The sequence below is a fragment of the Methanosarcina siciliae T4/M genome (assembly GCF_000970085.1).
Taxonomy (GTDB): Archaea; Halobacteriota; Methanosarcinia; order Methanosarcinales; family Methanosarcinaceae; genus Methanosarcina; species Methanosarcina siciliae.
Map to the genome: position 1 here is coordinate 4993559 of NZ_CP009506.1, position 24000 is coordinate 5017558.

Sequence of the window (24000 nt, forward strand, 5' to 3'; positions counted from 1 at the left end):
TTCTTTTTTCTAGGCTTAGCTGATTTTATTTCTTAGGTTCTCTTATTTGCGATTTTCTTTCTGTTCTTTTGTATTTTTTTACAATTATACTGTTCAATTTTATATTATATAACAAAAATGTTATATAACAAATTTGTTATATAACAATATGCTGAACTTTGAATGGTAAATTTGAGTGATATCTTATGATGCCTGTAGGGAACCCGGCAATTGGAGAAGACTTTATTGATCGAACACAGGAAATCAAACAAATTCTGACAGCGCTAAAAAAGGACAACATTCTTCTTGCCGCACCTCGAAGGTTTGGAAAAACCTCAATTATGCGAAAGTTAGAAAGAGAATTATTTGGTGATGGTAATGTTGTCATTTTTCTCGATGTTGAAAGTGTAAACTCTCCACAAAGATTCTTATCTGAAATTATCATGGAGCTGACCGACTTTAAAGAGTTCGGTATTAAATCTGGGTTTCTATCTAAAATAAAAAATATTTGTAAATTAGTTCAAGATAACATAGAGGAAATAGGGATTCATACGATTTTCAAGGCTAAACTAAGAAGTAGCGTTGAGGAAAGTTTGAAAGAAGGCTGGATAGATAAATCTGATGCAATATTTAAAATAATCAATAATAGTAATTTAAATGTCTATTTTATTTTTGATGAATTTCCCATTGCTATCAAAAATATGGATTCAATGGATGCAAAAATATTTTTATCCTGGTTCCGAAGGTTGCGGCAAACCTGTACGAATGTACGCTTTATTGTTGGGGGTTCTGTAAGTATTGAACGAGTCTTGAGAAATCTTGGGGGCACCAATGTTATTAATGATTTTAAAACAATAAGGGTAAATGGTTTTGAAAGGGATGTCGCACTCCAGATTGTTAAAAATGTTTTTGAGGAAGAGGATTGGGAATATACACCTTTATTAGGAAATAAAATCCTGGATTGCGTTGGAGAATCTTATATTCCTTATTTTGTTGGAATTATGCTCAGTGCTATAATGGACGAGCAAATTATCACCCTTAAGGTGGTAGATAGTGATTTAATTGAAAATGTTTATAATGCTCGTCTCCTTGGGAGCAAAAGTAAGCATTATTTCGATCCTTACTTCGATAGGCTTAGAATTTTTTATCATGAAATGGACGTAAAAGCTGCAAAAGCAATATTAGGAAGAATTTCAACTACAGAAAGTTATCCTCTTGAACTTGCTTTTGACGCTTTCCAGCAAGAAACAGGGTCTTATGATTATGAACATTTTTTAGATCTGATTTCTGACCTTGAAAATGATTTTTACATAGAAATCAATGACGGAAAGCTTAATTTTTACTCTAAGATGCTCAAAGATTGGTGGAGGATTTTCCATGGAAAGGTCTAAGAGTAATATGTCTGATCGCATCAATTGTAATTCATCTATTGCTGTTAGTACTTCTATTAGCGTTTCTTCTAATAATCCTAAAGGGACCACTTTATACAGGTATTCTCCGGAAAATGTTCCTCCTGAAATTTTAAAAAATATCTTTGTTGGAAGAGACGACATTTTTGAAAAAACGTTTAAAGAGCTTGAAACCGCTGGAAAAAATAAAACTCCAAGGTTTTATTTGATTGTAGGTTCACGAGGAATAGGGAAGTCACATTTTTTAATCATGCTATATTACAGAATAAAGCAAGAGCTAAGCTTTTTTTACATTCCGATTAAGTTTGCAGAAGAAGAATATTCGGTTTATCGAGCTTCAGATTTCTTCTTGAGGATTCTACAGGAGAGAAATGAAGACATTTCAGATATTTTGTCTCTTCGCGATGAAGATGAGATTCTTGATGCTTCTCTTGACAGGCTTAAGGAAATTGCCAAAAAAGAAAATAAAACTTATCTGATTTTTGTTGAGAATTTACACGAAGTGTTCCGACAATTCGATGTAAAGGAAGTTCAAAAATTAAGGTCAATTTTCCAAAAGTATGATTTTTTTTCAATTATAGCTTCTTCTCCAATCATTTTTCCCGGAGTGGCTGAAAGTGAAGAACCTTTTTATAACTTTTTCAGAATCCAGCATTTAAGGGAATTTACAGTTGATGAAATAAAGATTCTGCTTAAAAAAATTGCTGAAATCGAAGGTAACATAGAATTTCTGGAGAACTTTAAAAAATGTGAACCAAGAATAGAAGGTATAACACATCTTACGGGTGGCAGTCCCAGACTTGTAATCTTTTTCTATGAACTGATTACCAGAGAAAATTTTGAAGATCTAGAAAAAGTGTTTTTCAAGATATTAGATGAACACACCCCTTATTACCAAGAAATATTTCAGCTTCTAACAGGTCAGAAGAGGCTAATATTTGATACTGTTATCTCTTCCGAATCCCCTCTGACCCCAAAGCAAATCGCTGAAAAGTCAAGAATTGATGCTTCAGTTGTCATAACACAACTTCGGAGACTGGAAAAAGATAGGTATGTTCTTTCAAGACCTGCGGGAAGAGAAACTTATTACGAAGTGCGTGAGAGACTTTTTCGTCTCTGGAGGGATATGAGGCAGCCTCTTGGAAGAAACAGAATCTCCGTCTTTATGGACTTCCTAAAGTTATGGTATACTTCAAATGAACAAAAAAAGCTTTTTGAGAGGAAATTCCATCTTCTCGAATCTGGAGATAAAGATGTTCTGAAAGATCTCTGCTACTATATTGAAGTTTTGTCGGATAAATACAAGGCCGAAACTCTTTTGAAGCTCACTCCAAAAATTATAGAGCTTGAGGAATGGGAAGAAGCCGATCATGATATTCAAAAATTAAAGGAAATTGCAAATAGAAATACAGATATAGATCTGAAAGCAAAATATCTTATTTTTGAAAGTCTTTCCAATTATAAACATGATGAAATTGCTCTTGAAACATTTAAAAAGGCTTTAAAATTTGATCCAAAAGATTATTCTGTTCTTTTGGATTCTAGTCATATCACAATATACAAGGAATTATTGAGGGCATTTGATAAAACCCTAGAACTTAATCCTGAAGATGAGTATGCACTAACAAGAAAAGGATCTGCTTTAGCTTCATTGGAAAGGTACGAAGAGGCTATTGAAGTTTTCAATAAAGTTCTGGACTTAAATCCTGAAAATGAGTTTGCTCTTTCAAATAAAGGATATGTTTTATGTTCATTGGAAAGGTATGAAGAAGCTATTAAAATATTTATCAAAATTAAAAACATAACAAGCGATGAATCGCTTAGAATTGAAAGTATCCTCGATTTGATTGAAGCCTATCTTTCTCTTGATCAAATTGTTGGGGCAATCACTGAGATTGAATCAATAAAGAGTAAAATAGTTGATCAAACACCTCGCTTAATTGAAACATTTATTGAAGATTGTTGGGAAATTATTTTTGAAGAGTTAAGAATTGGAAATCTTGGAAGTGGTAGAAAATTCATAAGAACAATTTTCGATCTCGAACCTCAACTCGAAAAAGAAAAATTTGAAGCTTCAATGATCAATTTTTTCAAAAACGTGGTTGATTCTGGTGAGCTTGAAATTTTGAAAATATCTATTGGTGAAATTTTAGAACTTAAAGTAGATAGCTATCCTGAACTTCTCAAACCTCTGATAAAAGCAGTTGAAATTATAGAAACAAAAGATGTTCGGAAATACTATAAGTTGCAGGTAGAAGAACGGGAAATTGTGGCTGATATTGTTCAAAAAATCTCTAAATCAGGGGACTTATTACCATGAGAATTTAAAAGATTAACATAGTATTCTTGGCGGAAATGTGTTACTACAGTAAATCGCAGTAGCTTTAATTTGTTTGCCAACGTTTTTATATTGAAACTTTTATTTTAAATCTCTTAACTATATTATTTAAATAATTTCAAATTGTTATTCGAATGATGTCAGGGCAAAATATCGAAGGCTTACGGGAACTTAATGGAATAGGTGAACGAGTAGCCGGCAGGCTTGTCGAGCACTTCGGAAGCGAGGAGGCAGCTCTTCAGGCAATCCTTGAAGGGGACGTGGCTTCGCTTTCAGAGGTCAACGGGGTCAGTCGTACCTTTGCCCTTTCCCTTGCCAGGGATGTCAGGGCCAGGGTTGAAGGCTGTGCAATTTCTGATTTTCTGAAGACAAAAGAGTCTCTTGACCTCTACTCCCGCCTGCTCGATCTGATAAAAAGCTTTGCTCATACGGTGCATGCAAGGGACAAGCTGGACCTTTTTTATCCGTTTCCTGCATCCCGCATGGACCTTATTCAGGAGAGGCGGGCTTTTGTAGGGGAGTACCTTGGGCTTGGCGATGTCCTTTCTGAGGATAAGGAGTTCCTGAACCTCCTTTCCAGCGTGAAAAAACTCAGGCCGGTCCCGGGGAGCTTGAGGGTAAGGGACAGGATCATTCTTTCCGGAGACCGGAAAACTCTGGATGAAGCAAAGGAAAGGTTCCAGGCATTTTTGCCTGTCCAGGCGGTGGAGAGTTTTTCCGAGTTCGTGGACCTTGCAAGAGGTTACTCGAATGTGGTTGTTTTTGACGATACTTATCTTGCTTTTGACCTACCTGAAGGGCTTGAGCCCGAGTTTTTCCAGGACCCTTCAAAAGCGGAATTCTGGCAGATCCTGCCTGAAGTAGAGCTGGCTTTTTTTGCAAGGAATCTGGACTGCATTCTTGCCTGCCTGGATATCACCTCAATTCTGCGGGCTTGTGGCTTTGATTTCTTTGAGAAACTCTCCGATGAAGAACTTGAGACCCTCAAAACAGCCCTTCTGAAAGTGGGAGATGACGGAAAGCCTGTTGAAGGGTTTGACCCCGAACTTGACAGGCTCGAAGCTGCCCTGCAAAACCTTGATCCTTTGCTGACCTCCGCTTTAAACGAGGCAAACCAGCGCATGAACCGAACACTTGAAGCAAGCTCTCTTACCCTGAGCGGGCAGGAACTCATCAAGCTTGTGAGCGGGGGAATGGAAATTAAAGACCTGCTTGCAAAAGAACTCCACAGGGTCTATACAGGCGAGATCGAAGCTGTAAAAGAGGAACTTGCAGAAAAGCTCGATTTCCAGAAACAGGAAAAACTGCTGCTTGACTCTCTCTTCTCCGATGAAATCGCCTATCCTCTCAGGGCCGAACAGGCTCAGCTGCAGCTTCTCAGGCAAAAGCTGAACATGTCCCTTGAAAAAGTAAGGCTTGCCCGCAAAAGGGAGCTTGCAAAAGTCCTCTCAAGCTTCCACCGGCCTGTAGAAAGGCTTGTCAGGGAGGTCCTCGACTTTGACCTGGGTTTTTCCATAGCCTGCTTTGCTTCCAGGTTAAGGCTGAAAATGCCGGAGCCAATCTCTGAAACCGGAGTCGGCTTTAAAGAGGGAGAAAACCTTTTCCTGAAAGATATATACGGCGAAATTGACCCTGTCAGTTATTCCGTCGGAAAAACTCGTTTTTCTCCGGAAGGCCTGGAAAACAGGGTTGTACTTTTGAGTGGGGTTAACTCGGGAGGTAAGACCTCCTTACTTGAACTCCTTGCCCAGTGTGTGGTCCTCGGACACATGGGTTTTCCTGTCCCTGCAAAAGAACTTGAGCTGGGCCCTGTAGAAGAATTCTATTATTTCGGAAAATCAAAAGGAACACTTGATGCAGGAGCCTTTGAAACCACTCTCAAGCAGTTTTCCGTGCTTTCCGAAGCATCCGGAAAACTTGTGCTTGCCGATGAGCTGGAATCAATTACCGAACCCGGAGCTTCGGCTCGGATCATAGCAGGAATCCTTGAATACCTTACCCGGAGCGAAGAGAGCCTCGGGGTTTTTGTTTCCCACCTTTCGGAACTGATCCTTGAAAATACAGGGACGGATATCAGAGTGGACGGAATAGAAGCCGAGGGGCTGGACTCCAGCCTGGAGCTGATCGTAAACAGAAACCCGATATACAATCGTGTGGCAAGAAGCACTCCGGAGCTTATTGTAGAAAGGTTACTGAGAAAGACCACGGGAAAAGAACAGGAATTTTATGCTCATTTGAAGGATAAATTCAAAAATTAAAGGATAAGTGAAGTGAGCGTTCAGTTTCAGATTTCAACTGCATCTTTCGAGTTATGGTCCCAATTGTTAGTGGTCGGCTGTTTGGCATGGTATTATTCTAATGAATCAACAGATTGATAAAAAGAAATACTTTCAATTGAACCATCGATGCTGAATAACGAGTTGAGACTGCGACGCTCGGGTGCTATCCTCTAATTCCTTTCGGCAGCGGTAAAGGAGTGATTCATTACGTCAAGTGAGACAACATTCGAAATAGAAGATAAGTGCCTTCCGCCTTTCTTCGTGAAGCAGAAAATCTCCATTGAAAAAGGAGAGGGAATCTATGTATGGGATGAAGAGGGGAAAATGTATATTGATTTCACATCAGGCTGGGGTGTAACATGCATTGGTCACGCAAACCCGGTAATTACCGATGCCCTCCTTGATCAGGGAAGAAAAATAATCCAAAATCCCAATTCAGGACTTACATATTCTCCGGCACGTGCTCGTTTACTATCCTTACTGGAAGGATTTTTGCCTCCCAATCTTACAAAAGTATTCTTCACAAACAGTGGAGCTGAAGCAAACGATGCTGCAATCAAATTGGCCAGAAAGGTAACAGGCAGATCCGATATTATTTCTACGTATCAAAGTTTTCATGGGCGTACGATCAGTACGACATCGGCAACAGGCCAGGCCAGGCATAGGGACATGTATAGTCCTCTGATGCCCAATTATCGGTTCGTTCCCTACGATAACCTTGAGGCTTTGGAACGTTCTCTTGACGGAAATGTTGCAGCAGTGATCATTGAGCCTATTCAGGGAGAAGGCGGAGTTCGTATACCGTCCGAAGGATACCTGAAAGAGGTAGATAACATGTGTAAGAAGAACGGGAGCCTGCTGATCATGGACGAGATCCAAACAGGTTTTTTTAGGACAGGACCAGCTTTTGTTACGGGCTCTTATGGAGTGAGAGCAGATTTTATGACAATGGCAAAGGGAATTGCAGGTGGTTTCCCGTTTGGTGCTTTTGCTTTATCCGAGGCAGTATCAAAGAAGCTTGAAATAGGAGATCACGGGGGCACATACTGTGGAAATCCTCTTGGTTGTGCTGTTTCCTACGCAGTGATAAAATACCTGATGGATAACAATATTTCCGGAAATGTCGAAGAGATTGGTTCTCTTGCCCTGAACAGAATGAGCCCGTGGAAGAAAATCTATGGAAACTTAATTGCTGACATACGGGGAAAAGGACTTCTTATTGTGGTAGAGTTCAAGAGTGAAGATATTGCTACAAATGTCAAAAATGAGTGCTTAACAAGAGGTTTATTCATTACTCAGACACAGGGTAATGGGATCAGGATATTTCCTGCGCTTAATATTAAGAAGGACGAATTAGAGAAAGGACTTCTAATTCTCGAAGAAGCAGTTAAAACATGTAACCGCTTCTAAGCCTTATCACAGCTGTCTATTCCTGTCTGGAATTCTGGGAAACGCTCTCTGTTTTATGATGCCAGTCGAGTCGAGTAACACAAAATAAAGAGCACTTATTTTTATATAGCTATCAAACTCAGGGTCTGAATCAAGAGTCTACTCTCTGAACAATTTCTAAATTTCTTTGATATTTCTCTTAAAATATCTTAATTTGAGTATTACATTTTCCGGATATTTCTTGTGATTTTCCCAGGTAATACCCTGTTTTTTTCGTTTTTGTAGACTTGCTATATTCTTTTTTTGTTTATTTTTTCAGTTTTCCTAGAGATAATATTATAAATCTTTAGTACTATATATCAATAAATAGTAATGAGTTTGCTGGGATTTCGGATAGTTATTATTTTCCTGTTAATCCAAAAGTCTATATATATCTTAGTGTCAATGCATCTCCGATTACTTTATAAGAAGATGCACTTTACCCCGGACAGGAAATCGAAAACTCAGCCGGCCAAATGATTATCTAATGTGTTGGTGCGCAGTTCAGGAATTTTTTCCCGGAAACTGGCTATTCTGGCTGTTGAGCGGATTGGGTGCTTATCTTCTTTTCAACCCTGTTAACTTATACTGAACAAACATCTGGTAATAATGTCAAATGATAACACAGGCAAAAATCTTATATCCCGATCTTCTTATATTTTTGAGGATGGATCTGAAGAAACACAAAACCCAGACCACGCGTGATAGGAATGGAGAGGAACTTCCCAATTCAGTGTGCAGATTTTGATAGATTGGTTACGGATAGTGTTGAGGGGGTCCGGGGTGAAGTATCAGGCATGCCTGACCTGAGCAACCCATGCCTTTATGCGGACAGGGAATACAGCTGGCTCCAGTTCAATGACCGGGTACTCGAAGAAGCTCTGGATGAACGTAATCCCCTGCTTGAAAGAGTTAAATTTCTTTCCATCTTCGGGAGCAATCTTGATGAGTTTTTCATGGTCAGGGTCTCTGGAGTCCAGAAACGTATTGCTGAAGGGGGAAAAGAAGATCAGACAGATGAACTGGCTCAGGAACAGTTGCAGGTCATCCGGGAAGAACTTCTAAGGCAGCTTCCTGTAAACGATAGTTGCTGGAATGAGTTGCTTGAACCGGCTCTGAGGGAAAAGGGAATTAAGGTCCTTAACTACTTTGAGCTTTCCGGAGAAGACCGAGAAAAACTCAGAGACTACTTCGAAAGAAATATTTTTCCTTTACTTACTCCCCTTGGTTTTGATTCGGGGCATCCTTTCCCTCATATCTCAAACCTCAGTCTCAACCTTGCCGTACTTATTGATGACCCGGAATACGGGGAGCGTTTTGCCAGGGTCAAGATCCCTCCTATGTTCTCAAGGCTGATTGTTGTCCCTGAAGAAGGTCAGGAAAGAATAATTTCCGGTTTTGACGAACTGAGATTAGGACGTTTTGTGTGGCTCGAACAGCTGATTGCTGCAAATCTCGATTTGCTGTTCCCCGGGCAGCGCATCCTCGGAGCCTATCCTTTCAGGATCACCCGGGATGCTGACCTCGGCTTTGATGAAGATGGGGACAAGGATCTTCTGACCGCTGTTAAGCAGAGGGTGGGGAGAAACTACTTCGGGCCTGCCGTCCGGCTTGAGACAGATTGTACCATGCCTGAAAAGGTTTCTGATATTCTCCTTAAGAACCTGGAGCTTACTCCTCCTCTTATGTTCAGGTCAGCGGCACCTCTTGGCCTTTCAAGCCTCATGAAGATTACGCAAATTAACCGCCCCGAGCTTAAATACAAGCCCTTTGAGCCAAGAAAACATTCCCTTATGGCTGATAAAGAAAACATCTTTTCAGCCCTGAAAAAGCAGGATATCCTTCTCTATCATCCTTATGACAGCTTTGAATCAGTAATCGATCTAGTAGAAGAAGCCGCTGATGACCCGTATGTGCTGGCGATCAAAATGACCCTGTACAGGGTAGATGACAACTCCAGGATTATCCAGGCTCTTATGAAAGCTGCGGACCGGAACAAGCAGGTTGCAGCCCTTGTTGAACTCAAAGCCCGCTTTGATGAAGAGAACAATATCGGCTGGGCAAAGGAACTCGAGCGCAAAGGCGTTCATGTAGCCTATGGTTTTCCTGGGCGTAAAATACATACCAAGATGTGTCTTATTGTAAGAGCCGAAAAAGAAGGCATCAGATATTACGTGCATATGGGAACGGGAAACTATAATGCTGTCACCGGAAAACTCTATACCGACTTTGGCTATCTGACAAGTGACTCATTCATAGGCAAAGACATCTCTGACCTTTTCAATGCCCTTACAGGCTATTCAAGGAAAGATCATTATATCAAGCTCCTGGTAGCTCCCCAGAACATGAGGCATCAGATTCTCGAACGCATCAGGCGTGAGATTGATGTTCATGAAAAATTCGGAAACGGGCGTCTGATCTTCAAGATGAATTCTCTTGTGGACTATCAGTGCATCCGTGAACTTTACAGGGCTTCTCGAGTTGGAGTAAAGGTAGATCTCATTGTAAGGGGCATCTGTTGCCTCAGGCCCGGCATCTGCGGGCTGAGTGAGAATATAAGGGTCATCTCGATAGTCGGACGTTTTCTCGAGCACTCAAGGGTATACTACTTCAGAAACGGCGGAAAAGAAGAAATCTTTATGGGCAGCGCCGACCTTATGCCCCGCAATCTTGACAACAGGGTTGAAATGCTTTTTCCAATATCTTCAGATTACATTCCTGTTATGCGTGATGTAATCCTCGGTACCCACCTGAAAGATAACATAAAAGCTCGCCTTCTGCTCCCCAACGGCAGGACTGAAAGAATCTATCCACAGCCTGAAGAAGGAGAACTGGATTCTCAACTCTGGATGCTAGAGAACAGAGGTAGCTGGGAGCTTAAAACGGAAAAAAGCTGAAAAAAAATTTATTTTCCTTTATCTTTCCTTTATCTTTCCTCTCTCTTTCCTTTATCTTTCCTTTCTTCTTTCCTTTATCTTTCCTTTCTTCTTTCCTTTATCTTTCCTTTCTTCTTTTTCCTTTCTTCTTTTTCCTTTCTTCTTTTTCCTTTCTTCTTTTTCCTTTCCTCTTTTTCCTTTCTTCTTTTTCCTTTCTTCTTTCTTTTTTTGTCTTCTGTTTCTTGTTTCTGTTTTCTCCTTTCCTACCCGGGGTCTTTATACTACTCTACAGACTATATGGGCAGGGTTTTTGAACTTACAATTTTACATATATAGAAGGATAGAATTCAGAAATAGAAAGATAGAATTCAGAAGTATAGAATTCAGAAAAATACGAGTCCTAAAAATAAATCTCAAATAGAATAAAAATGTGAAATGATATTGTGAAGCTTATGAAGCTTGCAAATCCTTCTAGAAAAATTAAAGGCAGAGCTTTCAGGTGGTCATGAATGGAACCCGAGAAAATTTCCGAAGGTAGGGTTGTTGCGTTTATTGATATAGGGACTAACTCAGTCCGGCTTCTTCTGGTCCGGATCAATCCCAACGGGTCTTACCAGCCCCTGACCAAGCAGAAGGAAACGGTGCGGCTTGGAGAAAAGGAGTTTATAGACAGGATCCTGCAACCAAAAGCAATGGAACGGGCAACCGTTGTCTGTAAAAAGTTTATGGAACTTGCAAGGGCTTACAAGGCAGAGGAGATCATGGCTGTGGCAACCTCTGCAACCCGGGATGCAAGCAATAAGGTCCAGTTCCTTGAAATGATTAAAAGAGAGGCAAACCTTGAGGTCTGCACGATCTCGGGATCGGAAGAAGCCCGTCTGATATACCTGGGGGTCTCAAGCGGGCTCCGTCTGGGTTATACAAAAGCTCTTTTCATTGATATAGGGGGTGGGAGCACTGAGGTGTCAATAGGGGACCAGAATAAGTTTTACTTCCTTCACTCCCTTAACCTCGGGGCAATCCGTCTGACAAACATGTTCCTTCCGGATGAAACAGGTCCTGTTTCCGAAGAGCAGTATGAGCAGATCAAAGCTTACATCCGGCACAAAACTGTAGATATAATAAAAGAACTTTCCAGGTATAAAGCAAGCTGTGCGGTTGGAAGCTCGGGGACTATCGAAAATCTTGCAAAAATTGCTTTTGTTTACCTGCATAAGCCCTCCCCTGAAAGTTTCGAGAAGCTGGAGTATGAAGACCTGAAGAAAATTGTAAGGGCGATGTGCGCTCTGCCGCTTGAAGAGAGGCGCAAATTTCCGGGGATAAACGTTCAGAGAGCAGACATAATCCTTGCAGGCGCTGCAATCATTGAGACCTTTATGGAAGAGCTTGAACTTCCGGAGATTGCAGTCAGCAAGCGTGGGCTCAGAGAAGGGCTGCTCGTGGACTATATCTCAAAGAGCGAATTCTCTTACATGGTCACGCAGATGTCGGTAAGAAAACGCAGCATCATGCAGCTTGGGCTTGCCTGCAACTTTGATGAGGAACACGCCCATATCGTTACAAGGCTTGCCCTTGAACTCTTTGACAGTATCCAGGCTCTTGGGGTCCATGAGTTTGAAGGGAGTGAGCGTGAGCTTCTCGAATACGGCGCAACCCTGCACGACATAGGGACATTTCTCTCATACGATACCCACCAGGCACATGCCTATCACCTCATAAGAGAGAGCAATCTCCCCGGCTTTCAGCCTGAAGAAATCGAAATCATTGCAAACCTTGCGTATTTTCACAGGAAAAACACCCCTAAAAAGAAGCATCCCAATCTCGAAGGGCTCAGCAAGGAAACTGTAATGAGCATCAGACTGCTCAGCGCCCTGCTCCGTATTGCCGAAGGGCTTGACCGTTCCCATACAGGAATTATCTCCCATGTTCGTTTCTATATCGCTTCAACCGACAGCCTTGTGCTTGAGATGCATGCCCGACGGGAGTGTCAGCTCGAAATCTGGGAGGTCGAGAAACAGAAGAAGTATTTCAAAAAGATGTTTGGGTATAACCTCCAGTCCAAAGTCCTTATAGAACAGGCAGCAGGAGTCCCTTTAATTCTTGATGGCAGCGTTGAGGTCGAGGAAGTCTCTCGGGAATGAAGCTTCTTCACCATGCAAATTAACTTTTAAAAAAATAAACCGAAAACTCGTCAGAAGCTTTCATACAGGCTTCTGACCGCACTTTCAATTCTCTTTCTGAACTCTCCGGTCCAGACTTTTTCCGGGAATTTTTTCATTATCTCCTGTAAAAGGAAAGATTGAAAGCCTTTCTTTTTCAAACCTTGAGAGCAGGGCTTCGACCTCGGGTTCAGGGATTTTGATCAGAAGGCTGATTTCTGAAGGGCTGCTCCCCCTGTCAAGTAAAAAAAGGGTTTTAGCCCGTTTCCCATAGACGTTTTTGTGGTTTGCCTTTCCCAAATATTCAAGTGGTAAAATAGTGGTACATAAGTAGCTTATCAATCCGGTAAAATTTCAAAAAGCTAAAATGTAATAAAACATATTTATTAAAAATTTAAACAGAGCAATAGCTATATTTACCAAAAATTTAACTTATTTATAGCAAAACGGGAGTATAATCTTTTAGAAGCACTGTTCAAACTGCAAAGTTCTTAATATTTGCTTGTATTGAATATTAAATTACCTGATGTTATTTACGCCGAATATTTACTTCCGCTGAGATTTGCTTACCCTGAGATTTAATTAAGTTGCATTCAATTGTGATCCAGCCATTCAAACACACTTTTACAGATCAGTACTCAACCGATAGTATCCAGTAATTGTAAAAGATCCCTCAAAAAAGCCGAGGCAAAAAGGATACATTATAAAGGATACATCAATAACAAAGGAGCAAGTTTCCTTGACAGGCAATGATATTCTACTCTGGGACGAAACCTTATTTAAGGACCTTTCGGTGCTTGAGCCGGATTATCTCCCGGAATATTTTCCCCACAGGGACTCACAGTTAAATGCGCTCAGGTTTGCGCTCAGACCTGCCCTGCGCGGCATGCGGCCTTTGAATTGTTTGCTGGTCGGGCCACCGGGAACAGGAAAGACCAGTGCTGTTATGAAGGTTTTCGGGGAAGTTGGGGCTCATGCTCCCGGAGTCGTGGCTGCAAAAGTCAACTGCCAGATCGATTCTACACGCTTTGCAGTAATTTCCAGAATTTACAGGCAGCTTTTCGGGATCTCCCCTCCGAATTCCGGGATTGCTTTTCGGAAACTCTTCGAAACCGTTGTAAATTTCCTGATCTCTTCGGAAAAAGTCTTGATTGTGGCCCTTGACGACCTCAATTACCTCTGCTATGAAGGACATGCCAATGAAGTGATGTATTCCTTGCTCAGAGCCCACGAACAGTACCCCGGAGCAAAGATAGGGGTTATCGGGATCGTAAATGATGCATCCGATCTTTATTGCCTGGATTCAAGGGTCAACTCCGTTTTCCTGCCTGAAGAAATTTCCTTCCCGCGGTATGGGGAGGCAGAGATTCTGGATATCCTTAAAGACAGGGTTAAGTACGGTTTTTACCCGAAAGTAATTTCTGACGACGTACTGGAACTTGTTGTCTCGTATGTGGAAAAAACAGGCGACCTGAGGGTCGGGATAGACCTTTTGAGACGTTCGGGTTTCAACGCCGAGCGCAGGGGAAGCCGCGTAATCTTATCAGAGGATGTGGAAAAAGCCTATGAAGCTTCCAAACTTCTCCACCTGTGCAGGGGCATAAACCTCCTCTCGGACTCTGAAAAACAGCTGCTTGAACTGATAGCAAGGGCAGATGATGTTAAGGCCGGAGAACTCTACAAATCCTTCCACGAACTGACCCAGCTAGGGTACACCCGTTTTTACGGCATGGTCAACAGGCTCCAGACCCTTAACTATGTGGACGCCGACTTTACAGGCAAGGGCAAACGGGGCAGGACGAGGATAATAAAAACAAAGTATGAAGCTGATGACATCCTTAATTGCCTTAAGAAAGGCTGAAAGTCGAGTTAATTTGCAAAAAACTCTTTTATAAATTCTCTCAATCTCTTTTATAAATTCGTTTATAAAATTCTGGCTGCAAAAATAGCCTTATAACCCAAAAATCTGAAAGAATTCTAATTCTTTAAAAAACCTGAAAAGAAGCCTGAGAAAAAAGAGAACGGAGATTCACATGGATTTTTTCCGGTGAGAGGCCGGAAAACAGGCTTTCAGGCTTTAAATGTTTCCGATTGAACTTTAAAGATCTAACTTTAAAAAAGGAGCAGTATGGAAACTGCACCTTTTTTCGATTCAATCAGTTTTGGTTTTTCTTCTTATTCAGGAAGTTACATCATCCCTGGTGGCATCCCGCCCATTCCTGGTGGCATTCCGCCCATTCCTGGTGGCATTCCGCCCGGCATTCCTCCCATTTCTTCAGGGCCCGGGGCTGCACGGGTAGAAGCGATGATGTCGTCGATCCTGAGGATCATTACTGCGGACTCGGTGGCTGCGTTGATGACCTGGGTCTTGACTCTGAGGGGTTCGACTACGAAGTTCTTCCACATGTCAACGACCTTGCCTTCATAAACGTCAAGGCCTGCGGTCTTCATGCCCTTCTCGTGCTGGGAGCGCAGCTCCATGAGCATGTCGATCGGGTCGAGACCTGCGTTTTCTGCAAGAGTCCGGGGGATAACTTCGAGGGCTTCGGAGTAGGCTTTAACTGCAAGCTGTTCCCTGCCTTCGAGGGTTGCTGCGTATTCCTGGAGCCTGAGGGCAACCTCAACTTCCGGGGAGCCACCGCCTGCAACGAGTTTTTCATCTTCGATTGCAACTCCTACCACGCGGAGGGCGTCTTCAAGAGCGCTGTCAACACTGTCAACCACGTGTTCTGTGCCGCCGCGCAGCAAAATGGTAACAGCTTTCGGATTGTCACAACCTGTGACAAAGGTCATGCTGTCTCCTCCAACCTTCTTCTCTTCAACGAACCTGGCAAAACCGAGGTCTTCGGGTGTGATCTCGTCGAGATTAGTGATGAGCTTGCCGCCTGTTGCCCTTGCGAGTTTTTCCATGTCGCTCTTCTTGACTCTGCGAATAGCGAAGATGCCTGCTTTTGCAAGGTAATGCTGGGCAAGGTCTTCAACGCCCTTCTGGCAGAAGACAACGTTTGCGCCGCTGCTGATTACCTTCTGGACGATCTTCTTGAGCATGGCTTCTTCCTGGTCAAGGAAAGACTGGAGCTGGTCAGGAGAGGTGATTGAGATTTCCGCATCCACTTCGGTGTCTTTAAGTTCAATTGCACTGTTCAGGAGGGCAATCTTTGCGTCCTTTACCTTTTCAGGCATGTTTGTGTGAACTCTTTCCTTGTCGATGATCATGCCCGGGATAAGCTCGGAATCCTCGATCCTGCCGCCGACTTTCTTGACAACGCTGATGTTGTCCTTGTCAATTGTCTTCTTACCGTTTGTGTCGACAACGCTTGTGACAGCGTCAACGGCAATTCCGGAGAGGAGTTTTTTGGAGGCCTCTGCACCTTTTCCGGTCATGGCGGTTTCGGCAATGCTGACAAGCAGTTCACGGTTGGACATTTCAACGTCCATTGCGAGGGAGTTTAAGACTTCTACTGCCTTTTCGGCTGCCAACCTGTACCCGGACGCAATAATTGTCGGGTGGATTTCCTGCTCGATTAAATCTTCAGCTTTCTTTAAGAGTTCGCCTGCGACCACGGCTGCACTGGTGGTCCCGTCTCCGACCTGTTCGTCCTGGGTCTTGGATACCTCAACTACCATCTTTGCTGCAGGGTGTTCAATGTCCATTTCTTTGAGAATGGTTGCCCCGTCGTTTGTGATGACCACATCACCCATGGAGTCCACAAGCATCTTGTCCATGCCTTTGGGACCGAGGGTTGTTCTGACTGCTTCGGCTACTGCTTTTGCAGCCATTATGTTATTACTCTGGGCATCCCTGCCTCTGGTTCGCTTACTTCCTTCTTTCAAAATGAATATTGGCTGTCCTGCCATGATTTAATCCTCCATTAGTGTGAATTTGGGATATCTCTGGAATTAAAATCGCATTTTACATGTTTGTACTTCTATATAAACTCATCCCGTAGTTCTCTCTGTAATAAGTATGCTCCGGGATTTACGCTCTTTAAAAAATATCCCTGGATGAACTTATTTCACATCAGCTTTCTTTAACAGAAAATTCCTGAGTAAAAATCTCTGATTATATTTCATCAATTTTCCAGAAAAATCTTGAAATTTATTAAATCTTAAAATTTATTGTATTAGTTTCTATAGTTCTCTACGTCCCAAAATTAAAAAACATTTATAATATACTTCCATTTGTACTCTCAGTTCTCTCAATAATATTTTATGACTGTAATTCTGATTCTGGCTATTTAATTTCGCTTATCTCTCCGCTTACTTCTCCTGGACTCCGGGTTCTTTTCCCTGCGCAAAAAAATTGCAAAAAATATAGAAAGACAGATATATCTTTGAAATAGTTAGGATTTTGACACTGAGTTGCTAGATTTTTTCACTCCCAGTGAAAACCTTTTTAATCTCATTTCCTTTTTTTGCTAAAAAATATAAAAAAAGAATTTGATATTTGCTCAACTGAGCCCGTTAAATCGACGTATATAGTTCTAACTATAGTAGAAAAATTAATATCTCTTTGAAATATTACAATATTTTTGAGGGTGTACCGACGGCAAATATCAGAGATAACGTACCGGGCATAGACCCAGGGGCAACTAATTCTTGTACTGCAGAATGGAAAGCTTTCTCCCTCCGAAATTGACGAAATAATCTTTGTAGGAGGCTCTACAAGAATTCCTGCTGTAGTGAAAGCCGTAGCGGGTTTTATGGAAAAAAAAGCTCTTCAGAACATTAACCCTGATGAAGTGGTAGCGAAGAGAGCTGCGGTTCAAACAGGAATTCTCGGAAATAAGTTTCTTAAGATTTCTGCCAATTCTGAGAATCCTGGTAATCTGAAAGTTACCTGGGAGTCTCCGGTCTCGGAAGTTACAGAGGTGCCTTCAGATTCTAACTGGAGTTCTAAACTACAAATTTAAAATCCCAGATGTATAGTTCCAAAGAAGAATTTTTGGAGCAGCATTATGGAAACAGCATTATGGAAATGTCATTATGGAAATGTCATTATGGAAATACTATTCTGATATCTAAAGCATCATTCTGATCTGAGCCTAAGGGTTCTAACCAGGTCTGTTCTGGAAAGTACTCCTACAAGGTCCCCATTATCAATGACCAGAATTCTCCCTATATTCCTGGCTGTGACAAGTTTGAGGGCGTCACTTGCCTGGGCATCCGAAGGAACGGATATGATATCTCGGGTCATAATATCTGAGACTCGGGTTACAGGGCGGTCAAGGGTAGAAACGCGCTGGATATCGGTAAAAGTTACAATCCCTTTCAGAGTATCTCCGTCTATTACTGGATAACCCATATGTTTTTTCTCAAACATAAATTGAACAAGCTCATCGATATTCATGGAAGAGGACACTGTAACTAAACTTTTTGTCATTATATCTTTAACCAGCACATTTTCCAGACTTACGGTTGCCTGAGTGGAGCGTTCCTCTTCGGATGCACCAACATAAATGAAGAGAGCAATCAGAGGGAACCAGAGGTTTCCCACAAGAATTCCGAAAATCGCCAGTAGAATAGCAAAAAACTTCCCTACGGCAGCTGCACTCTGTGTAGCTTTGACATAAGACATCCTTCTGGCATAGAAGGCACGGAGTACTCTGCCCCCGTCCATAGGGAATGCGGGCAGCAGGTTGAAAATTCCAAGAATTATATTCATAGCCCCGAGAATCCAGATTGTCAGAAAAACGGGATTTGCAGAAAGTGCAGAGTTTGGCGCAATTATATATCCATATATTAGCAGACAGACCCCACCTATAAGCAGGCTGGTTAGAGGTCCTGCGGAAGCCATCTTTGCTTCCTGTCCGGGATCCCTTGGCATCTCTTCCATTGAAGAAACTCCTCCGAAAAGGAAGAGCGTGATGCTCTCAATATTGACACCGTAGCGCATTGCCAGATAGGAGTGTGCAAGCTCATGCACAAGGATTGAGGCAAAAAGCAGGATTGCAGTCAAGGTTGAAAGCGCATATTTTGTCGCAGGCGGCTCAACCCCCTGGAAGCCATATGGGTATGGATTGATCGCAAAGATATATGCAAAAATGGGTAGTATCAAAAGAAAAGTGATGTGCAATCTGATAGGTATACCCATTACGCTTCCGATTTTCAGTGAAGATTTCATAAAATAAAGTACCCCCTTTATTTATTTAATACAGACACCTGATGCACTATATATGAAATACTTATAGACGTACTTATAGACCTACGCGAAACTTGAGGAACTGGATATGAAATATATGTGAAACAGGCTGATAAACCATATGGCACAAAAATATGCATACCTTAAATAGATGGCAAATTGCATAAATCTGTGACCGATTTTTAAACTCGAATTGACCCGTTAAACCTGATCTGAGAGCCAGAAAACCATTGTGTACCCAAAAGTATCATTATATTAATTTGAATAGTATAATTATTTTTGCATGCCTTAAGTAGGCAAAGAGCCCCGAATTACTCATAAACTAAGTCATACTAAGTCATGAACTGAATTATTACCCTAAAAAAGAAAGTTGAAAACAGAAAAGCAAAACGGAAAAGCAAAACGGAAAAGCAAAACGGAAAAGCAAAAAGTGGTTAACTTAAATTTCTGCGGTCACTTTTTTAAGATCCTGTACAAATAATTCAATATCTTCGAGAGTGTTATGCGGCATCAGGACCAGCCTGAGAGCCCTTGGGATACGGGTAATTGAGACATTCCAACCGAATCTTTCAAGCAGCTGTTCTCTGACAAGGTCAGGGTTCGGGACTTTCAGAGCGACTACGTTCATGACCGGTTCGAGCAGGGGTTCGAAACCAATTTTTCGAGCTTCTGTGACCAGTTTTTCGGTAAGCTGCATGCAGTAATGCACATTCTTTCTGTAACCTTCATTACCAAGGTATTTCATGACAGCGCAGGTAGCAGCAGCTGAAGCTCCACTCCTTGTACCGGTAAGTGTAAACTGGGCCTTTGTGGTAAGGTATGGAGTGTTCACTTTAAGGGAGTCAAGGAAAGAAGGGGATCTGAAAAGCAGAGCTCCTGACGGAATTGTGGAAAGGCCCATCTTGTGGGGGTCTATGGCAATCGAACTAACACCTGGTACTTTGAAATCAAAAGGCTGGGGTTTTTCGAGGAAAGGAATTACGAAACCTCCAAAAGCTGCATCAATATGCAGGAAAAGCTCGTTTTCAAGCGCTATTTCCGAGAGTTTGTCAATGGGGTCTATCTGGCCAAATTCGGTGTTTCCTGCTATCCCTACAAGTCCCATAGTGTTTATATCAATAAGACTTTCAACGGATGAAAGGTCAACCCTGAACTCCGAATCCAGTGAAGCCCTCCTGACCTCTATCCCCATCATGTCGGCAACCTTATCGAAAGAAAAATGTGCCGACTCAGGAATTACAATGTTTGGAACCCCTTTAAATCCTTTTTTTCCTGTGGTTACAAGGTTTTTCATTCCTCTTACAGCCTGAATATTGGATTCGGTACCTCCTGTAGTAAGGTAGCCGCAAACCGAACTCTCACAGGAGCCTCCGGAAGGAACAACAATTGAAGGGGCGTGGAGAAGCTCCCCAAGCATCCTGACAACCTCCTGTTCAAGCCTGCAAGCTCCAGCAAAAAGCCCGAGATCGCCCAGATTGGCCTCAATAAAGAGCCTGTGAGCCTCAACTGCGATCTTATGAGGGTGAGTACACATTGAACTTAAAACCCGATAATAATCCGTATCTTCTGACTTCGCATTTTCCAGAAAGGAAAATATCTCTTTTTCAGAAAGACCCTGCTCATTCATACAGGTAAAGTAAAACCAGTTTTATTTAAAATACTTATGGAATAAAACCGAGAAAAATTGATCTCCTTAACTTTCTAAAAATCAAAAAAAGGCTTTAATTAGCTGTTAATTCTGGTCAGATACAAAAAGAAATCCAGGGAAAGAAAGGATTGAAAAAGGATAATTAATGGGAGAGTAAGAGAAAAAAGGAAAAGTAAAGAAAATACAATAAGAAAAGTAAAGAAGAGACAATAAGAAAAGTAAAGAAGAGACAATAAGAAAAGTAAAGAAGAGACAATAAGAAAAGTAAAGAAGAGACGATAAGAAAAGTAAAGAAAAGGCAATAAGAAAAGTAAAGAAGGGACAATAAGAAAAATAATATAAAAATAATGCTGGAAAAAATAACGAGATTATTAAGTAAATTGATATTTGATTCGGCTTTTGATTGTTTTTAGGTTGGCGTTTAGATTGACATTATAAATTGTTGACAAGTTAGCAAAGATAAGTTACCTTAAAACTTATGTGGTTCTCAATAGAGGTTTGAGAGAGACCCCTTTGTTTCCAATGGAAACATAAATGGGATTGGAATAAGAGGGTTTTTTAGACAATTTAATAAAACCAGTTTAAAATATTAATTTTATATTAATTAAATTTTAAATTGAATAGTGTGTTTTCTTTTCTAAAATATGAAAATTAAATAACAAAATATATATACATTTAATGTTATAACACAACAACATTATTTTGTTCTCATAACAAAATAAAATCACTTTTTATTTTGTTCTGCAAAACCCAAAACGCTCTTCATTGGAAATCATAGGGTCCGGGGGGTATATAAAACCTCCAGTGGAAATAAAGGGGTCTATTCAATTTCATATAACATCCAATCCAGTTTTTCATGGTGAAAAATGTGAAAAATAAGACTATATGATAAGAGAATACAAAAATAAAAAGAATAAAAAGCAGGGAAATTTTTATTTGAAAAGAGGTACCGCCAGTTAAACTGCCGGACACTCTTAGGTACCCTTAGGCATTCTTACATTTTGTGGATCAAGAAGCGTTTTCCCGGTTGAAGGGAGACGTTTCTCTTAGTTTCTCATATTATGGTTTCTCATATTATGGTTTCTCATATTATGGTTTCTTAGCTTTTACGAAGATCAGTTTTCAGGGGTATCGTGTCTTCTTTCCGAGCTGACATTCCATGGAGAGCTATATGGTTTACGCGGTCGAATTCTTTAAGGATTTCTTCTGCGGGGCCTTCTTTATCCAGAATGCTTATGGTGTAGAGTGTTATGCATGAGAGGATAAAACCGGGTACAATTTCATACATATCAAAGATTCCACCTGAAAGCTGTTTCCAGATGATAACTACGAGTCCGCCAACGATCATTCCGCCGAGTGCACCATTCCTGGTTGTTTTTCTCCAGAAAAGAGAGAAGAGGATAACAGGTCCGAAGGCAGCTCCAAACCCTGCCCAGGCATAGGAGACAAGTCCCATAACCGAGTTATTCGGATCTCTTGCTATCAGGTAGGCAATTGCTGAAATTAGAATAACTGCAAATCTTCCCATCCAGACAAGCTCTTTTTCCCCTGCGTTCTTTTTTAAAGTTATCCTGTAGATATCTTCGGTAAAAGCAGAAGCAGCCACAAGGAGCTGGGAATCAGCAGTACTCATAATAGCTGCAAGGATAGCCGCAAGGAAAATTCCTGCAATAATAGGAGTAAACGTGGTGTTTACCATTACCATAAAGATAGTTTCGCTTCCTCCGTCTCCAAGGAACTCTGGATAAAGGTAAGCTCTTCCGACGATTCCGATTATTACGGCAAAAAACAGGGAGATAATGACCCAGACCATTGCAATAACTCTTGCCTGCTTAATTTTTTCAGGGGATTCTATAGCCATAAAACGGACAAGGACGTGAGGCATACCGAAGTATCCCAGGCCCCATGCCAGGTTTGAGATAAGGGGAATTGCACCGCCGGCAAGAGCGGTCCAGGGATTAAGCAACTGAGGGTCGATGCTCTCAATCAGGCTCATTGTGGAATCATAACCACCCATTCCCTTTAAAGCGGCTAGGGGTACAAAAACAATGGCAAAAATCATTAGCATTCCCTGGAAAAAGTCAGTCCAGCAGACGGCCATGAAGCCTCCAAGAAATGTGTAGCTGATAATTACCAGTACACCGATAAGAAGAGCTTGCTGATAGGGAATCTCAAAAACAGTATTGAAAAGTTTTCCGCCTGCGACGAGGCCCGAGGAAGTATAAAGCAGGAAGAAGATCAGAATCAGGATAGACGAGATAATTCTCAAGGAATGGCTTTTATCTCTGAACCTGTTTTCAAAGTACACAGGAATGGTAATGGAATCTCCTGCGACCTCAGTATACTGGCGCAGTTTCTTTGCAACAAATTTCCAGTTCAAATAAGTTCCGGCAGCCAGCCCGATTGCTAACCAGATAGATTCCATTCCTGAAAGGTAAGCATACCCGGGCAGTCCCAGTAGCAGCCAGCCGCTCATATCCGATGCCTGTGAACTCAGCGCAGTAACCCAGCTGTTTAGTTTTCTTCCTCCCAGGATATAATCTGATAGATTCTCCGTTTTTTGATAATAGAGAACTCCAATAGCGATCATGAAAAGCAGATATGCTGCGAAAATAAGTATGATACTAAAATTATCAGATACCATTGTTTAGCTCCTTTTTTTAGTAAAATTCCTTTTTTAGTAAAATTCCTTTTTTAGTACAACTTCAGTTTTTGTAGATTTTTTTAGTTTCTTATGTGGAACAAATATTCTGTAAACAAATATTCTGTAAACAAATATCCTGTGTTTTCACAGGTACATTTATCTCAAAAATCTCTATCTTCACAGCTGTAGATCAGTAGTCTTGTGCAGTTAATGTTGTTCCAGATAAGAGCACATTCGTTAAGCAAGATTACTTCTGTCAACACTACTTCTGTCTGCAAATTTGTCATTTACGGCATTGTCGACAGCCATGTTCAAAGAAGTGTATTTAAGAGACACATGTCAATTCTAAAATATTATTGTATGTTATTTATATTATGGAATATAATTACTTAAATCAGTTCCATACTTTCTTGTTATCCGGATATTAAAAACAGTTCGTTTTACTTCTATACTTTTAAAATATTATTAAGATTATTAAGATTATTAAGAGCAGTATCATTTCCGCTCTTTTCTTCAAAAAGTCTTTTAAAAATTTTGAGTATGATTATTTCTTTATTAAAGTGAGAGTAAAATTGCAGTAGATGATAAGTGGGATAGTGCTGTAGACAGTATGGTAGACAAATATTACTGACAGTTCCGGAACTGAACTAACAGGTTCTAAAATAAATCTTTAGAAAAACAATAGGACGTTTAAAAATACCCAGTTAACGTAAAATTTATAAGTTAATGTATAAACAGAGCCGTTTTTTTATGTATTTACACTCAATGAATATAGTTACTTTTAATATATATCCCTCATTTCCAGTAAAACTATATTCATTTTTTTACTAATTGTTTTGTCATCAATGATCTTACTCACATCAAAACTGTTCTAATTTTTAACACATCCACTTTCGTTTCAGTAAAGGTTTTCTCTTCTCATTTTTATTATCTATTAATAAATATTTTTAGTAGTTTAATGGAAATAAAGGGGTCTAAAATGCTCCGATTTTCTTCCATTAGAAAAAGGGGATTTAAAACTGACCTCAAAAGGTGCTGGAAATTCTAATATTTCATTTTTTTAAGACTGGTTTTAACGATGTCGATTTTTCCAGGGGA

The 24000-nt window shown here is 40.9% G+C and carries 14 protein-coding genes; 8 read left to right on the plus strand and 6 right to left on the minus strand.

All coding sequences use genetic code 11. The features are described 5' to 3' along the window. Positions 1-185: 185 nt before the first annotated feature. From MSSIT_RS20915 to MSSIT_RS20940, 6 genes are all read left to right on the plus strand, one after another. Positions 186-1370 (plus strand): ATP-binding protein, encoded by a 1185-nt coding sequence (locus MSSIT_RS20915; protein WP_048174375.1) that lies wholly within the window; start codon positions 186-188, stop codon positions 1368-1370. Next, positions 1357-3708: a tetratricopeptide repeat protein gene (locus MSSIT_RS21510; RefSeq protein ID WP_052721748.1), complete on the plus strand. Its 2352-nt coding sequence runs from the start codon at positions 1357-1359 to the stop codon at positions 3706-3708. Before MSSIT_RS20915 ends, MSSIT_RS21510 begins: the two co-directional genes overlap by 14 nt. 152 nt (positions 3709-3860) lie before the next feature. Beyond that, positions 3861-5984 (plus strand): MutS-related protein, encoded by a 2124-nt coding sequence (locus MSSIT_RS20925; protein ID WP_048174376.1) that lies wholly within the window; start codon positions 3861-3863, stop codon positions 5982-5984. Positions 5985-6266: 282 nt separating this feature from the next. Next, positions 6267-7415, plus strand: coding sequence for an aspartate aminotransferase family protein (locus MSSIT_RS20930; RefSeq protein WP_231590193.1), 1149 nt, complete (start codon positions 6267-6269; stop codon positions 7413-7415). A gap of 728 nt (positions 7416-8143) precedes the next feature. Next, on the plus strand, positions 8144-10330 hold the full coding sequence (gene ppk1, locus MSSIT_RS20935; protein WP_052721749.1) for a polyphosphate kinase 1: 2187 nt from the start codon (positions 8144-8146) through the stop codon (positions 10328-10330). 488 nt (positions 10331-10818) lie between these two features. Further along, positions 10819-12450, plus strand: coding sequence for a Ppx/GppA phosphatase family protein (locus MSSIT_RS20940; RefSeq protein ID WP_048174378.1), 1632 nt, complete (start codon positions 10819-10821; stop codon positions 12448-12450). An 84-nt stretch (positions 12451-12534) separates the two neighbouring features. On the opposite strand, the gene MSSIT_RS20945 is transcribed toward MSSIT_RS20940, so the two are convergent. Continuing rightward, positions 12535-12768 carry a hypothetical protein gene (locus MSSIT_RS20945; RefSeq protein WP_048174379.1) on the minus strand — a complete coding sequence of 78 codons (234 nt, stop codon included), beginning with the start codon at positions 12766-12768 and terminating at the stop codon, positions 12535-12537. Positions 12769-13207: 439 nt separating this feature from the next. Here MSSIT_RS20945 and MSSIT_RS20950 point away from each other — a divergent pair, with 439 nt between their 5' ends. Further along, the gene (locus MSSIT_RS20950; protein WP_048174380.1) at positions 13208-14329 is read left to right on the plus strand and encodes an ORC1-type DNA replication protein; all 1122 of its coding nucleotides are present in this window, start codon (positions 13208-13210) and stop codon (positions 14327-14329) included. A 326-nt stretch (positions 14330-14655) separates the two neighbouring features. Here the strand turns inward: MSSIT_RS20950 and thsA are convergent, their stop codons facing one another. Then, a complete protein-coding gene (gene thsA / locus MSSIT_RS20955; RefSeq protein WP_048174381.1) occupies positions 14656-16326 on the minus strand; it encodes a thermosome subunit alpha in 1671 nt (556 codons plus the stop codon). 746 nt (positions 16327-17072) lie between these two features. Between thsA and MSSIT_RS25160 the strand changes: the two genes are divergently transcribed. After that, entirely contained in the window at positions 17073-17381 is a 309-nt protein-coding gene (locus tag MSSIT_RS25160) for an Hsp70 family protein (protein WP_269430837.1), read from the plus strand. A gap of 116 nt (positions 17382-17497) precedes the next feature. On the opposite strand, the gene MSSIT_RS20965 is transcribed toward MSSIT_RS25160, so the two are convergent. The 4 genes from MSSIT_RS20965 to MSSIT_RS25445 form a co-directional block, all read right to left on the minus strand. Then, entirely contained in the window at positions 17498-18592 is a 1095-nt protein-coding gene (locus tag MSSIT_RS20965) for a CBS domain-containing protein (protein WP_048174383.1), read from the minus strand. A gap of 457 nt (positions 18593-19049) precedes the next feature. Then, positions 19050-20237 carry a tyrosine decarboxylase MfnA gene (gene mfnA, locus MSSIT_RS20970; protein WP_048174384.1) on the minus strand — a complete coding sequence of 396 codons (1188 nt, stop codon included), beginning with the start codon at positions 20235-20237 and terminating at the stop codon, positions 19050-19052. Between the two features lie 1120 nt (positions 20238-21357). Continuing rightward, on the minus strand, positions 21358-22902 hold the full coding sequence (gene putP, locus MSSIT_RS20975; protein WP_048174385.1) for a sodium/proline symporter PutP: 1545 nt from the start codon (positions 22900-22902) through the stop codon (positions 21358-21360). Positions 22903-23063: 161 nt separating this feature from the next. Beyond that, positions 23064-23189: a hypothetical protein gene (locus MSSIT_RS25445; RefSeq protein WP_269430796.1), complete on the minus strand. Its 126-nt coding sequence runs from the start codon at positions 23187-23189 to the stop codon at positions 23064-23066. Between the last annotated feature and the right edge of the window lie 811 nt (positions 23190-24000).

What these genes read in the sequence shown, in the direction of transcription:
- MSSIT_RS21510 (WP_052721748.1), top strand. Translation starts at nt 1,357, where the DNA reads ATGGAAAGGTCTAAGAGTAATATGTCTGATCGCATCAATTGTAATTCA.
- MSSIT_RS20965 (WP_048174383.1), bottom strand. Translation starts at nt 18,592, where the DNA reads ATGAAATCTTCACTGAAAATCGGAAGCGTAATGGGTATACCTATCAGA.
- ppk1 (WP_052721749.1), top strand. Translation starts at nt 8,144, where the DNA reads ATGGAGAGGAACTTCCCAATTCAGTGTGCAGATTTTGATAGATTGGTT.
- thsA (WP_048174381.1), bottom strand. Translation starts at nt 16,326, where the DNA reads ATGGCAGGACAGCCAATATTCATTTTGAAAGAAGGAAGTAAGCGAACC.
- MSSIT_RS25445 (WP_269430796.1), bottom strand. Translation starts at nt 23,189, where the DNA reads ATGACAAATTTGCAGACAGAAGTAGTGTTGACAGAAGTAATCTTGCTT.
- MSSIT_RS20915 (WP_048174375.1), top strand. Translation starts at nt 186, where the DNA reads ATGATGCCTGTAGGGAACCCGGCAATTGGAGAAGACTTTATTGATCGA.
- MSSIT_RS20940 (WP_048174378.1), top strand. Translation starts at nt 10,819, where the DNA reads ATGGAACCCGAGAAAATTTCCGAAGGTAGGGTTGTTGCGTTTATTGAT.
- mfnA (WP_048174384.1), bottom strand. Translation starts at nt 20,237, where the DNA reads ATGAATGAGCAGGGTCTTTCTGAAAAAGAGATATTTTCCTTTCTGGAA.
- putP (WP_048174385.1), bottom strand. Translation starts at nt 22,902, where the DNA reads ATGGTATCTGATAATTTTAGTATCATACTTATTTTCGCAGCATATCTG.
- MSSIT_RS20925 (WP_048174376.1), top strand. Translation starts at nt 3,861, where the DNA reads ATGATGTCAGGGCAAAATATCGAAGGCTTACGGGAACTTAATGGAATA.